The sequence below is a fragment of the Lacticaseibacillus chiayiensis genome (assembly GCF_004123795.1).
Taxonomy (GTDB): domain Bacteria; phylum Bacillota; class Bacilli; order Lactobacillales; family Lactobacillaceae; genus Lacticaseibacillus; species Lacticaseibacillus chiayiensis.
The window spans coordinates 1-14,513 of the sequence record NZ_MSSM01000067.1 but is presented as its reverse complement, the minus strand read 5'-3'; the positions used below and the strand labels follow the sequence as shown (position 1 = coordinate 14,513).

General features: G+C 44.3%; 12 protein-coding genes and 1 pseudogene. 3 read left to right on the top strand and 10 right to left on the bottom strand.

The window, feature by feature from the left end:
- Positions 1 to 254: 254 nt before the first annotated feature.
- From BVJ53_RS14450 to BVJ53_RS14440, 3 genes are all read left to right on the top strand, one after another.
- Positions 255 to 1,028, top strand: coding sequence for an XRE family transcriptional regulator (locus BVJ53_RS14450; protein WP_129302957.1), 774 nt, complete (start codon positions 255 to 257; stop codon positions 1,026 to 1,028).
- Between the two features lie 61 nt (positions 1,029 to 1,089).
- Complete coding sequence (locus BVJ53_RS14445) at positions 1,090 to 1,767, top strand: transcriptional regulator (RefSeq protein ID WP_129302956.1); 678 nt, start codon at positions 1,090 to 1,092, stop codon at positions 1,765 to 1,767.
- Positions 1,768 to 1,937: 170 nt separating this feature from the next.
- Positions 1,938 to 3,107 (top strand): site-specific integrase, encoded by a 1,170-nt coding sequence (locus tag BVJ53_RS14440; RefSeq protein WP_129302955.1) that lies wholly within the window; start codon positions 1,938 to 1,940, stop codon positions 3,105 to 3,107.
- 443 nt (positions 3,108 to 3,550) lie between these two features.
- Here the strand turns inward: BVJ53_RS14440 and BVJ53_RS14435 are convergent, their stop codons facing one another.
- From BVJ53_RS14435 to BVJ53_RS14390, 10 genes and pseudogenes are all read right to left on the bottom strand, one after another.
- Positions 3,551 to 4,015 carry an MAG6450 family protein gene (locus tag BVJ53_RS14435; protein ID WP_129301856.1) on the bottom strand — a complete coding sequence of 155 codons (465 nt, stop codon included), beginning with the start codon at positions 4,013 to 4,015 and terminating at the stop codon, positions 3,551 to 3,553.
- Positions 4,016 to 4,017: 2 nt separating this feature from the next.
- Positions 4,018 to 4,467: a Panacea domain-containing protein gene (locus BVJ53_RS14430; RefSeq protein ID WP_129301855.1), complete on the bottom strand. Its 450-nt coding sequence runs from the start codon at positions 4,465 to 4,467 to the stop codon at positions 4,018 to 4,020.
- Between the two features lie 292 nt (positions 4,468 to 4,759).
- Positions 4,760 to 6,049, bottom strand: coding sequence for a LysM peptidoglycan-binding domain-containing protein (locus tag BVJ53_RS14425; RefSeq protein ID WP_129302954.1), 1,290 nt, complete (start codon positions 6,047 to 6,049; stop codon positions 4,760 to 4,762).
- Positions 6,050 to 6,058: 9 nt separating this feature from the next.
- Complete coding sequence (locus tag BVJ53_RS14420) at positions 6,059 to 6,505, bottom strand: phage holin (protein WP_129302953.1); 447 nt, start codon at positions 6,503 to 6,505, stop codon at positions 6,059 to 6,061.
- Positions 6,498 to 6,788 (bottom strand): hypothetical protein, encoded by a 291-nt coding sequence (locus BVJ53_RS14415; protein WP_129302952.1) that lies wholly within the window; start codon positions 6,786 to 6,788, stop codon positions 6,498 to 6,500. The genes BVJ53_RS14420 and BVJ53_RS14415 overlap by 8 nt, the downstream gene beginning before the upstream one ends.
- A 29-nt stretch (positions 6,789 to 6,817) precedes the next feature.
- Positions 6,818 to 6,949 (bottom strand): XkdX family protein, encoded by a 132-nt coding sequence (locus BVJ53_RS15505; RefSeq protein ID WP_093997698.1) that lies wholly within the window; start codon positions 6,947 to 6,949, stop codon positions 6,818 to 6,820.
- Positions 6,942 to 7,265, bottom strand: a complete 324-nt coding sequence (locus BVJ53_RS14405; protein WP_129302951.1) for a phage infection protein — start codon at positions 7,263 to 7,265, stop codon at positions 6,942 to 6,944. Before BVJ53_RS14405 ends, BVJ53_RS15505 begins: the two co-directional genes overlap by 8 nt.
- Positions 7,266 to 7,274: 9 nt before the next feature.
- Positions 7,275 to 9,722: a phage tail spike protein gene (locus BVJ53_RS14400; RefSeq protein ID WP_129302950.1), complete on the bottom strand. Its 2,448-nt coding sequence runs from the start codon at positions 9,720 to 9,722 to the stop codon at positions 7,275 to 7,277.
- Between the two features lie 5 nt (positions 9,723 to 9,727).
- Entirely contained in the window at positions 9,728 to 11,665 is a 1,938-nt protein-coding gene (locus tag BVJ53_RS14395; RefSeq protein ID WP_129302949.1) for a distal tail protein Dit, read from the bottom strand.
- A pseudogene (locus BVJ53_RS14390) lies at positions 11,666 to 14,513 on the bottom strand (phage tail tape measure protein); the annotation flags it as partial. It abuts the gene before it with no gap.

The window sequence follows — 14,513 nt, the reverse complement described above, 5'->3', positions numbered from 1 at the left end:
TGCTTCTCGCGATCCCTAATGCTAAAGCTAGAGAATCTTGAGTGACATGTCGTTCTGTCATAAGTCCCTTTAAACGATCCAAGTTCACATTAACCATATATGATTCCCCTTTCTGTCGCATTCCTGCGACTTGATGAACTAAGCATAAATCCCTTATAAGCACTTGTCAATATAAAAATCGCAAATACGCGACTTTTATTGTTGCAATTTTGCGACGTGGGTTTATAATTGTAGCCATACAGGAGGTGCCACATATGAACGTTGGAGAACGAATGAAAACTATTCGTAAAGAAAAAGGCATTAGCGCAGATTCTCTTGCCGACAAAATTGGCGTCTCTAGATCAACGGTTTTTCGATATGAAAAAGGAGACATCGAAAAGGTTCCAATTGAAGTAGTTGCAAAGGTAGCGAATGCCCTCGATATTAAACCAGAAGTTTTAATGGGTCTGAAAGCTGACACCGTTGTGGATAAGATTCATGACACGGTGGTTCAACTCCACCCTTCACGTCAGCAGAAAGTCTACACGTACGCGGAAAAGCAGCTCAATGAGCAGCAGAACCCCGATAACGTTGTCAGCTTAGATGAAGCGCGTGTAGAACGTAATCTTGATGAGCCAGCGTTCAATGTTGAGGTTGATGGTATTGTTGCCGCTGGATATGGTGCCTTTAATGATGATCGCTATGAACCAATGGACACGGTCAAGATTCCGGATAGTGCTATACCGCTACACTATGATTACTGTTTCAAAGTTGTTGGCGACAGCATGTCCCCCTACTACGAAGACGGCGAGTTTGTTTTTGTCCAGAAAACGCAAGATGTTACTAACGGCATGATCGCGGTAGTTGATATTGATGACATGACATTCATTAAAAAGCTGATATTCGAACAAGATCGTTTGTGTCTTCGTTCATTGAATGATGATGTGGACGAAAAAACGGGTGAACGTATCTACCCAGACTTCTATGCTGATGAAACTGATACCATTGATGTTATCGGTAAGGTCGTTGGATCATATGCATTTAAATAAATAGCTAACCTACGTCCAAACCCTGATCGACGTTAAAAGCTGGATTTTTTGGAGGGGAATAATGGAACCACTTATCTTAATTGCCTTTTTGGGATCGTTCCTATTGGCTGCAATATTTGGCACATTGTCTATAGTTCAAAGAAAGGATCCGAGAAAACTAAAGCGGAACCTTATTATTACCGCATTGTCGGCTGTAGCATTTATTGCAATCTTTTTTTGGATTGGCACCTACTCGGGAGAAAGCAACAGGTCAGCTGCGTCTAGTTCGTCTTCAAAAGCTGAATCGTCAAAGGCAAAATCGTCGCAAGAAGATGATGACAGTTACGAAGACACTGATAGCGATGACTCTGATGATGAAGAATCATCAAGCACAGAAACATTCAACGCAAATGACTACAACACTGGGATCACTTATGAACAGTTGGCACGGACTCCAGACGACTACAAGGGCAAGAACATCACTTTAACGGGCGAAGTTATTCAAGTCGTTGAGGGTGACGATGAAACTGATTTGCGTGTTGCAGTTGATGGTAATTATGACAATGTAATTATGGTCGGTTATGATCCAGATATTATGAACGGCTCTCGCATTCTAGAAAATGACAAGATCACCTTCTATGCTGAAAGCTTGGGTACCACCACTTACAAATCTACCATGGGTGGCAAAATCACAGTTCCATTGGCTTTGGCCAAGAAGATTGATGACGCCGGAACTGCTCCCGACGACTATGGTGATTAGTCCCTTCCCCCACGCAAGCGGCGTCCCCGTGCAAGCCGGAGAGTGTAGCTGGATACAAAATAAAAAGCGCCTACCCCACCGGCTAAAGTGAACGGGTAGACGCCTAACAAATAATCGGAGTCATAAGGCTCTTTGTATACTCGATTTTACCAGAAAAGGAGGAATAATGCATGGCAACATTTAGAAAACGCGGCAAATATTGGGAATACCGTGTTAAGTATACGGATTCCGCCGGTAAGCAGCTGGTTGCTTCACACGGCGGGTATCGGCTCAAATCATCTGCGCAAGATGCTGCAGAAGCTGTTGAAGATGACCTGAAACGTGGCGGTGATCCATCAAAGCAAGACATTCTGTTACTTGATTATTGGGATCAATGGGTTGAAGCATACCGAACCAATGGCAAGTCAATCAACACTGTATACCGTTACAAGCTTTTCAGAAAGCACCTAAAGAGCCGATTTGATGGGCGAAAGCTTAATTCTATTCGACCTATCGAATGGCAGAAATTTATTAACGATTTTGCTGCTGGCAAAGATCGCAAGGATAAAACCACACGAAAGCGGCCACGTGAGCGTTCGAAAGATGTTGTTACCAAGATGAACAGCTATGTTCGTGGGATGGTAAAAGCGGCAATCAATGAACGCATTCTATTTTCTGATTTCACCTTTGGAACGAAGACATCAGGCGTGCGCTCTAGTGGGAAAGTAAAGGTGCTAGACAGCCGCGATTTCGCTAAGGTTAAAGCAATTGCTATTGAACGGGCTTCGTACCGCAATATCGGGGCGCTTGCTGTTTATATTGGCTCGATGACTGGCATGCGAATATCTGAAGTGTTGGCTTTAACTTGGCCTGACATCGATACTAAGCTCGGCGTCATTCATGTTACGCGTTCTTGGGATCATTTGTATGGAACAGGATTCAAGCCAACTAAAACTGATTCGTCAGTTCGCGACATTGAGATATCGCCCAGCGTCATTGAGCTTCTTAATAAGATCCATCAGGAACAAGCAGCATCTTATCTTCGTACTGGATATCGTGACGAAGACCAGATGATTATGCGTGATCCACGTCACAACGTGATTACAGACAGCGCATGTAACAAAGCCCTGCACGTCATTCAGAACAAAGCTGGGATCCCTGAAGATAAGCAGATCACCTTTCACGGGTTGCGTCATAGCCACGTCAGCTACTTGATCAGCAAAGGCGTCGACATCTATTATATTTCAAAGCGGTTGGGTCATTCAGACGTGACTATTACGATGAAAGTCTATGGTCATTTGTTAGACTCACAGAGAAAACAAGAAGCACATAAGGCCGTGTTATTCATGGATCAGCTATGATTGTGTTTGTCCCCTTTTTGTCCCCCGAAAAATAAAAACAAAGGAACTCTAAAGATACCTAAATTGCTGTAAATGCTGATACATAAGCTTTTTAAAAAGCTAAAATAACCTAAAGAAAGCTAAATAATGCCTCCACCGGGCATAACTGATAGCTATGTATCAACATTTGAGGTATCCTTGTCCCCTTTTTGTCCCCTTTGGCTCGCAAATCTAGAAGCATCCAGAAGCAAGTTATTAAATCGTGTTTCAACGGCTTCGCTGTGGCTGATGATTTATGCACAAAAATAAGCCTCCCACCCAATCGGGCAGAAGGCTTATTTTTGAAAGCACTCGCACTTTTCTGCACACCATGTTTGGACCGCAAGTGCCGGATTTGTACCACAAAGTAATGAAAATGGCGTTTTCAACTCAAAACCGTAAATCTCAAGATATACTCGAAAGCTTTACTTGAATTTTTTGTGCTGGGGATCTATGCGATGAATAACAAAATAGTCTTCATCATTATAGTAACCGTGCACTCTAAATTTAGTTCTGTCTTGTCCGAAATGGTACATCTCTTTCTTCTCGCCATCGACTTGTTCGATGTTCTTCGCGCCATGTGGTCCATCAGTTCTCAACAGAGAACTCTCCACTTGAGTAATCGTCAACCCTCGCCCAACTGTGGATGTTATAAACTTACTAAAGTTTTTTATATCCTCAACTCTCATATCTTTGAACTGGTAATTATTTTCTAAAACATGTTCAATTGAGAGCTTAAAACGGGCAGTTGTCCGAGAATCCGATGCCAACTGTATGCCTTGCGGTTTATCTGAGGCAAAATTCCTATTCGTCAATATCCTACCGAAGGAGGACTTACTTTGCTCTGTGCTTGTGTGCTTGGTCAACTGGTTCTTCTTTGACTTTCCCACGGTCAGTCACCTGAGTAAATGGACTGATAAAACTCTTTCATATCTTCATCAGCAATGCGCTTATTACTGTGTTCCCCTGGGCCTAACTCTGCTCTGGCTTTTTTCCAAGGCATTTCTTTATGGGTCAAAGCCTCAAGCTCGTTAGCCGATTTATCGCCATACGTGACCCAAACAGATTCTAAAAGATTATCCAGGTTCTCAGAATTAATCTCAATGGGCTTGCCTTTCTCAATATCAGTCCAGCCATATTTTTTATAGTCCTGATACAAATCCATCGAAACCGGGCCATGTGGCCAAGCTTCAAAATACGTATCATCGATGACTGGATAGTGTAGGAGTGCATTGCCCCAAGCCTGAAAATAGTAAACAAGTTTCTGAAGCTTTTTAGGCGACATCGCAGACTTTGATAAGAACCATGCGGCGACGTCCTTATACGACATATGCTGTTCCATCTGTTATGCCCCTCCTTTGATTTTGGTGATTTCTTTAACCACAACTCAATCGTATCATATCCAGTGTCAAGTCTGTTGATAAACCCTGTGTATAACTCTTGCAAAGCCTATAATAAAGGCATTTCAGACATAATATATAAAATATACAAACTCGCTCTAATCCCTGATGCTATGCGATTCTTAAAATTCCTTCATAAAAGGAAAAATTAGAATATTTTCATTTTAAATTCAAAATCGGGCTAAAAATAAGCCTTCCACCGCGGTTAAACGGCAGAAGGCTCTTTTTGTGGTGTTACCGAATCAGCAATCGCTGTCCAGGATGAATCACGCTGTTGATTGACAGACCGTTGTTGGCCGCCAAGGTATACATGTTGACACCGTATCGTTGGCCAATGCTCCAGAAGCCGTCACCCGACTGTACCGTGTAGTACGTGTGGCTTGAATAACTTGTGCCAGATACTAGGATAACATCGCCTGGGTGAATCACACTGTAGATTGACTTGCCGTTGTTAGAAGCCAAAGTATACATGCTCATGCCATACTTGTAAGCAATCGACCACCAACTGTCACCAGACTGAACCGTGTAGGTCGATCCTGAGCTTACTGATGGCACACTGGTAGTTGTCAACAATTCAACATTGCTACGATTGATCCAGCTCATGATGCCACCAAGCAATACGTTAGATCCAGATACTTGCTGCACGGTGTACGTCTTGCCCTGAACCCAGCTAGGCATTGCGACACCGTTCGCCCAACGGGTTGTACCGAAGTTTACCTTAACACTATCACCAACTTTGATCTGGCTAAGCGTGGTGTTGTTAGCTTGCTGGCCTGCGTTGGTTGCCGGTGTATCGGTTGATGGCTTGACGTATGTCTTGCCGCTGTCAGTTGTCGCGCTACCGTTGTAGCCTGAATCAGTGATGCCGGTTAGATCAACGTTGCCATCAAGTCCACCAGCGCGATAAGTTGAAGTGAACTGGAAGATGCCAACATTGTCGAAACTTGGGAAGTAGCCATAATTCGGCACGGTAGTGACATTGTAATCAGGATATTCCGCAAGCCACAACTGATAGTGGCTGGCAATTTGTGACAAGTCGATGTGGCTCATCAAGAAACTCTTATAGCCGTAAAGCATTGGTGTGTAACCAGCATCGCGGATATAGTCGAGTGCCCACAGCAAAGTTGACGTGTTGGTCGACCCAGCTTCATAGTCAAGAGCAACAATCGACCCTTTTGGTGTCTGAACTTCAGACAAGAAATGATCTAGCACTTGCTTGGCCAAATTCGTATTGTCAATATTCTGCCACCAGATATAGGTGTGTGCTCGCTTGCCAGCGGCAATCAACGATGCAACCTGTGTCTTATACGTGGTTTGCTCGTACGTGCCGTAGCCGCTATAGCCACCGATTTGAGAGATGCCGAACTTGTCAGTGGAATAACCAAAGACACCGTTATCTCCTTGGTACCGGCTCCAGTCGACACCTTGATCTCCCTTGGCCGCATTGACCTGCGATGGCAGGGCAAAAGAAATAGCCGCCAAGAAGGCGACTACCAAGGTGATGAGTTTAGTTTTAAATTTCATGGGCCCTCCTTATTGCTGTGGAGCAACAGATGATGGTGCCAGCTGAGCCTTAACTGCGTCTGCGGCTGCCTGAGCTGCGGCCGCTACCTTGTCTTGATTAGATGCTTCCTGATCAACTGGCTTTTGTGGATAGGTTTCTGCCAGACTATCCTTCAAATCCGCATAAGCTTTCTCAACCGCGTTGGCAATCGTCTGCTCGTCTGTGCTGGTGAAGCCGAGCGATTTTAAGCCGTCTTTCACAGCCTGAATGGCAGTCGATTTCTTAACCGCACCGTCAATCGCCCGTGTCACACCAAGCTGTTCTGCCGCAGTTACGGCTGCATTTGCCAATGGGCCTAATACCTTTACCAAAGTCAGCGCTTGCTTGTTAGCCAGCAACTGTTTTGAGATCCAAGCCCCAATGATTGGGACTGCTGCTACTGCAAGTGATACTAAAAGTTCTGTCCAGTTATTCATGATCATTATCTCCTTTGATGCCTACATGGTCTTCCAATCGAGTAATCCTAACCGAGTGACTGCCAAGCTCGTCATCGTGTGTCCTCAGATGTTGTCCCAAGTCTGCCAGCGATTGTTCGTGCAGTTTGAGCTGACGATTAATCGTCTCTGAAAGCGTTTGAATATCAGAACGTAATGGATCTAATGCAATCTTTTTGAACAGCCAGCTGCCCGCACTTACTCCCACCCCGATGATTGATATAACCTCTGCCCAGTCACCAATCGTGTATCCAAAAAATGTCACTTTCTCACTTCCTTCCATAAAAATATCCGCTAGCTTTTGCTGGCGACATAGTCACTGCCTGTTATTTGCTTGTATTGATCTGGGGTGATCATTATCGGTACATAAGGTGTTAAATCAATCCCCCAACTGTAAAGTAGTGCACACTGATCATAATTAGTCACTTGATTTCGCCGCCTTTAGCTGTGCTACCTCAAGAGTTAAATTTGCGAGTAGCATCTGTTCTGCACTCGGTGTCACTTGATTAGCCTCTTTTTCTAGTGCTGCTTGTTTATCGGTATCTATGACAACAGTACCGTCATCAGCCAGTTTTGAGGCGCCAATGGCAATCTTTTTCAGTTCTTCCGGTGCAATCAGAATGGCTTTCTCATCATCGAATGGCGTTTGCCACTGACTGCCGTCCCAAAACTCCTGCTGGTAGCCAGTGATATATCCATCTTCATCAGTGCTAAAAATTGCTTTTACTTTGTCAACTTCCATAGCAACCTCCTAAACTGCGTATACCTCAGTCATAACCGCTTGTGCACGCGATCCGCCCTTGTTTTCATCAGAACCAACAATGTGTGTGTCGTCATACCAAAGTGTCTTAGAAATGGTCCCAACATTAAGCATGGTAAAGGTGACTCTCAAGTAGTTAGCGCCGGTTGTGTTGTAAGCCAACGCTGCCTTTGGTAACAGCGTGAACGCATAGTTGTTATACGTTGGCGATCCGTTTTGAAAATAGCTCCATGCAATTAACCATCCAGATAAAGTCTTTGAAAGTGGTGTCGATATTGTTGCAATATCAACCTGAGATGGATAGAAAGCCCCATGCCACACAAGCAAGTTATTATTTGCTAATTGCAAGACTTTTAAAGCGTCTAAACTGCTGGTGATCCACTCAACTGGGCTACTAGATGTTACTTGGTAATTGCTTCCCAGCGTTAATGTACCCAAAGTAGCTTGAACGCTTCCCATCAGTGTCCCATTGTTGTAAATGTTGCTTAACAAACCGAACTGATTGAGCTCAGTGTGGGTGATTTGACTATTGGTGGCATCTGAATAAGCATCCGTGACAATCGATCCATCAGCCATAGTGGTCGTTCCGTGAACACTATAGTCAGCTACTCCATCGGGCTTGACGCCTGTAAACGAAGAGATGAACTTAGATCCAATGAAAGTAACCCCATTGAAGGTCATCCCATTAAACGTAGCGGCCGAAATGACACTGGCGTCAATTTTGTTAGCCTGCCATGTCGAACCATCATAGGTATAATAGCCTGTCACAACACCACTGCTATTAGTTAACCAATGCATATCGCCTTTTTTAGGACCGGTCGGATAAGCTGTGCCAACGGTAATGACTGGCACATTATCGCTGCCATCTTTGCCATCACGTCCATCAGCTCCTTTGAACAGCGCCCACGAGTATTTTGTCGGGTCGGTGCTATCGGCTTGGGTCTGGTCAACATATTGGCCAAAATAAGACTTACCATTGCCATCTGTGGTTGAAAAGCCTTGTTTCCCATCAATGCTGTTAGCATAGGCTGTATGAAAGTAGCTAGTTTTGCCATCAGCTCCCTTAGGGCCCGGCACACCATCAGCACCATCAGCGCCCTTAATCAATGCCCACTTGCCAGCGTAATCTGATGGATCATCGCTTGGGACTGATGTCTTGTTAGACCAAACGATTGCCATATACTTTTTACCGGCAGGTAAAGCGCTCATATTGGTGCCCTTATCATCATCAGCGTAACGAACCCATGGATATTTTTCTGTTTGCTTTGCCAAACCGTTAATCATTGCAACAATTCTTGGGTCAAGATCGGATTCAAGCAAGCTGTAGTTACCAAAAACAGCAGTATCACTGTTTGGCACTGTGTAATGATTTTTGACTTCTAACACACGGGCGCTTAGATAAACTGGCGGATGATAGTTGTGGTGAGCAATTTGTACATAATCTCCAATATCGGCCTTAATATCAACAACATCTGCTTCGTAACTTTCTTTTGGCGTATTGACAGATTTTAATTGAGTAATCGTTCGGTTAAGCAATTCGTTTGGATTGCTTGTATCGTAGCTGTAGTTACCAACAAGGTAACCTTTGGTCGCCGATCTGTTTTGAGGATCAAAAGCTCCTAGACGAGCCCATGTTTTTCCTGCCACGCGATCATAAACCACTTTGTCACCTTGCGGGCTAAAAAATTGGCCGTCATCATAGGCAATATCAGCAAATGTAATTGGTTCTTGCTCTTGACCTGTATCAGTAGTTGATGTAGGCGTACTACCATATCCTGCCATGGCAGTATGCAACGAATCAATCGTACCACTAGTCTTTAGCGCGGATAGATTGACTGCATCCACAAATCGCTGTTGCGTTTTTCCATTGCCGATTTTCTTCCAAACATTGACAACCTGTTCAGTAATGGTCGAGCCATCCATTTTGACTACAAATTCAAGCTCTGCTCCATCAAACTCATTTGCAATATCGCCAATACGCTTCAGCTTGGTATCTTCTTGGCCATCAAATGACAAAGTTCTGGACAGCGTTGAAATTTCATTGATACCTAGCGTCCATCCCGTATCGGCCAAAAGTTCGTTAGCATAGTAAGCAAAGCCATGCGGTTCTTTATATGTGACTTTGTCTGCCTGCTCATTAATGAGATCCATCCCGATGTCTTCGGCATGCCATGTTTGCGTGAAGTCATCGCCATCATGGTCAATTAATGTACAAAGTTTGACTTGATGATATTTGTTTGTATAGGCAATATAGCCTCCCAATGAAAGCTTTTGGGCATCTGGATGAGTGTTATCAACGGTGAATTCATAGCTTGTGATTGCAGTATTGTTAGACAAAACAATATCTTCGGTATCGTCGTAAATTGGCAAACTATTCCTTGCGTCAGTTGAAGGCGCGCAGAGGACATGCTGATCACGCGATAAAATAAACCATTGCATCTGTATCACAACCACCCTTCACGAAGCTCTGTCGATACTGCTGGCAAATTTGCCCACGGGCTTACTACTATTCCTAATGTTGACTGTCCTGGCGGCGCAAGCAATGGCTGTGAGCCAATGTCGACACGATCCCAGTCGGTATACTGATTGATTTTCAATAAATTGGTTGATGAGTCTAGCGTGACGACATCTCCCGCTTTAAAGTAGTTAGGCAAGTCTTTGTACAAGTCGACATAGTCCTTCTCAAAATTCCACTCAATCAACCCAAAGTAGTGTGGAAGTGGCAAATCTGCCCATTGTAAGAAGCTAAACGAAACATACATTACCTTTGTGTCTGCGAATTCTTCGCACGTATACGTTTGTGCGGTTCCGCCGGCTTCACCACCCCAAGCAAAAATGAATTGACTGCCCGTTTTTCTGATATAGCAGTGACCTGTGAATCCTGGTGAATTGGCAAAGTCTTCTTCTCTTACTTTCTTTTCGTTTAAATCAAAACGAACATTGAAATCAGAAGTCGTCTGTGACATGTCGGAATAGAGAATTCTTGCCAAAGCCTTTTTGTCTTTGTCGTATATCGTCATGCAAATTTGGCCAACCTGGCGCGTATCGCTTGGAGAATCCAATGACAGAGCTCCTAATCCTGCGTGCATTCGCAGAATGCAATTTACTGCTCCCACTTCACCGTTTGAATCAGCGGGCAGTTTATAGATTAACGAAGGCCCATGAGGACCGTAATTATTTGGACCAAAATCAGATGGCGTGGTGATACCCAAATAGGTTGTCGAGTCTGGATTAATTGTGACGGTCCCTGTTTGTGTCATCACGCCCTGATCGGCAGGTATCACGGCAAAAGAAGGGTCGTTCAGTATATATTTGTCAATTGTTGGGCGTGTCTTAACAAGCATTTGAGAATCATCGTAGGTTTTCCCGTTTACTTCCTTCGTATTGCCTACTTGATAATATCTGCCGTTAAGCGTCAGCCCTAAAAAACCGTCATCTGAAGAAAACTGGCTCGTTACTTTAACAGGGACCGGTACTGTTCCGCTATTTTTAACCGTGATGGTGTCGGTATAGTATGCAGCATCTGCTGGGTTAGGTGACCAAGGAGAAGCAGAAGTGCCTATTTCAAGCTTAACGTGTCTAAAGGTAAGCGTAGATGTTGGGCAAAAAGCGTCTACGGCAAAATTAGGATTACCGGCATCAAAATGAACCGAATTGATAGTCCTTGTGAAATATAGCCTGATATATTCATCAGAATCGACCTGTTGAGTTGGACTATCGTCTTCCCAGCCACTGCCTGTAAAATACCCGAAACCAATATTTCCTTGGCCTTTAACGTCCACTGAAATAGTGACTGTTGCTCCGGAAGTAAGCCAGCTTGAATCGTTCGGATCAACAACAGTCTGAATAACCGACTTGCTCGTATTAGTTGCCGTTGTAATCCCGTCATGAGTCGTTGTCGTACCATCAGTACTCCATATGACAGGATTCCAATCATCCCCAGTGTTGTGCAGCAGATTATTAGAGAGATCCTTGTATGGCATGTTGTCAAACGTCTTCGTGGCTACCGAGTGCGCAATGCCATCGGGGACAAGAAAATTAATAGTACCAGTGCCAAGAAAATAAGCCCGGTCCATATCAATCTTGCCGTCAACTTTTGCATACCAAAACTCATCAGGACGATCATCAATGATTAGCTTTTGAACATCCGTGCTATAAAGTAGCGGCGCTAACTGTCGTTCAAATTCACGACGAGATAGCGCCACAAAATCATAAGTCACTGGAATGATTCTAGACTTAAGGTGGCTTCGAACCAGCATTTCTCCGTCTGATGCACCGACAGACTGGGTTGTATTCTCAACTTCAGAAAAAACGCCACGGGCCGCACTGAATTGAAGAGAGGAACTGCCAATCTTATGATCTCCGAATATTAAATTTGCCACTTAGAAAATCCCCCTTCTTCTATTACTCATAATGGTGTCTCTGTTTTTCAATTTATTTATTGTTGGATATAGCCACCGTCCTACTTCACGCCCATTGTCGAGAACAACCTTGCCTTCAGGAACAGACGGGTTACTAATCTGATAAGTTGTTAATTCGATCAGTCTTGCTAGCAAATCCTCAACACGACTATTGCTACCACTAGAAATGCTGGTAACAAAGGTTTGCGGATTCAATTGGTTTATTCTATTAGCAGCGCCTCCGAAGTCTGTGGTGCCGCCAGCAAAACGCGGAATGTTCATACGTCGTGCTTTGTCAGCGGGAATGACCATCGAATGCCGCGGCAATGGTGTTACCACGTTTCGCTCTTTGAACATAAACATGTTGCCGCCAGGTGTGATGATCGGTTCTTGGTAATTAGATCCAGGGGCATCATTGACCATCGCCAGTGAACTCGTTCGGAGATCATTAGTTCCGTGCTGCAAGTGAAGGAACTTCCGAATAATGCTCGGAATATTAACCACAAAATTTAAAGTCTTCGTGATGACTTCATTCCCACCAAATGCGCTAACTGCACGTTTGGCGGCACTTGCGGGTCCTGTCGTATTATCATGGCCTTTGAAATATTTATCTCCCGGATTTGTTCCATTAAAACTTCCGATACTGTTTTTACCAGATCCGGCAGCCCCCACAACGCTTGAAGCATTACCCATGAAGTAACGCATTGATGGGTTAGTTCCATTGAAACTGTTGACTTCGCCCTTACCTTTTTCAGCATGCGTCGTCACGTTTGAGGAATCCCCATTAAAGTAACGTGCCAACGGATTAGTCATGTTAAAGGTATTGATCTCACTCTTACCGTGTTCAGCATGTTGAGTGACATTAGAAGAATCGCCAGTGAATTGCTTCATCCCCGGCTTGTAAGAATCATAGGAGATTAGATCTCCTTTCGCTTGCGAAGTCTTCGTCAGTAAATCATTGACGTTAGCCGTCAACTCTTTCGGTCTCGGGTGTTTGGCCTCGTATGCATCTACATCAATGCCTGCCTCAACTAGTTTGGCGCGGGCATCAGCATTATTTACCAATAATTCTTTGGTCTTTGACGGTAATTGATTCCACAAACCAAACTTGGCCACAGCGTCAGCAAGCTGTTCCTTGCCTTTGGCCTGAATCAGTGCCGTCTTAGCCTCGACTGACAACCTGTTCCAAGACTGTGCTTCAATCATGCCTTGAATCAAGGTGGCTGTTGCTTTATCTTGCACAATCATCTGCATCTGCTTAGGTGTCAGTTGGTTCCAACCGTTAACTTCATCAATTGCCGTGACTAGAGATGAATAATCACCCTTAACCACCGCCTGCATTTGCTGAGGAGTAATCTTGTTCCACAGGGCCAACTGGTCAAGCATGTCAGCGAGTTTACCCTCGCCCACGGCTTTAAGCGTTGTGTACTGATCTTTGGGATCGATTGACTGCCACACGCCCAGATTGAATAAGACGTCCTTGAGTTCGTCTTTACCCTTGGCATTGATCAACGCAGTTTGTTGTTTAAGTGTCAAACCCTGCCACTTGCCAGATTGCGTCAAGATATCAATGAGTGGCAAAGTAGCCTTGTCATGAACGATCGCTTGCTGTTCTTTGAGACTCAATTCATTCCAGTAACTCATTTTAACCAGTGCGTTGACAAGCGGTGTGTAATCTCCACTGACGATGGCTTGTTGTTCTTTTGGTGTGAACTTATTCCATGAAACAAACTCGGTTATGATGTTAGCTAAGTCTTTTTGACCGGACGCCCTCACTAGAGCTGTCTTCTCTTGAACGGTCAGCGAATTCCACTTGTCGGTAGAGGCCATCGCCTCGACAATCATTTGCTTAGCATTTGAGCTAATCTTGGCATTCTTTAGGTCAAATTTAAGACGTTTCCAACCATCTTCCGTGCTTGCGGTATCCTTTAGAACTTGTGGCAGATTGGTGACAACTTTACCAGTTTTAGGATCTAGTACAAGGTTGTTCCAATCGTTACCAGCCTTCTGGACACTCTTGCTCATATTGGAATTAACGGCGGCCGCAAATTGCTTACTATCTTTGACACCCTTACTCATTGCCTCTGAATAAGCGCTCATTGCTTTTTTAGCTTGAGACGCCGTCGCACCAAACTCTGTTTGAAGTTGTTCTTGAATCGTCTTGTTGGATAGTCCTTGCGCTTTCATTGCTTGGATCGCACCCGCATAAATCACGCTCATGTTGCTTTGATGATCTTTTTCCAGCTTTTCAAGATCTTTATTCTTTTGAGCCGTACTCAACTCAGCAGAGTTTTTAATGGCAGCATAATGTTTGCCATAAGTATCAGTTTCGTCAGCAAATGCCTGTTGCATCTGGCTGTATTGTTCCTTAGCCGCTGCTTGACTCATCCGAATCTTTTCGCCATTAATAGCTTTTAAGACATTTGCTTGTTGGGTACCGGAAATTCTAAGTGTCTTAACGGCCTCGGCTGCACTGCTCTTGCGCAAATTATCCAGAATCTGAATTTGATCTCGAGTAAATTCGGCATGTTCTTTGCTGGCAGATTCAGTAATTGACTTAGCTTGTTTGGCATTAGCCTCAATTTGCTTGATGCGTGCATCGTCGGCCTTCTTCATTTCTGCTGCGTCTTTACGGATCTGATCAGCAGTCGATCCACCGACTTGCTTCGCCAACTTGTCGAGTGCGGTTTGGGTATTTTTGGACGATTCTTTAGCGGCCTTCGTAATATTATCAAAACCGTTGGCGATCGTTTTGGCATTTTCTTTGACAGTGTGGTTAGTGTCAGTGAAAGCACCACTGATCTTGCCAGAAGCGTCTCGCATCTTAGTT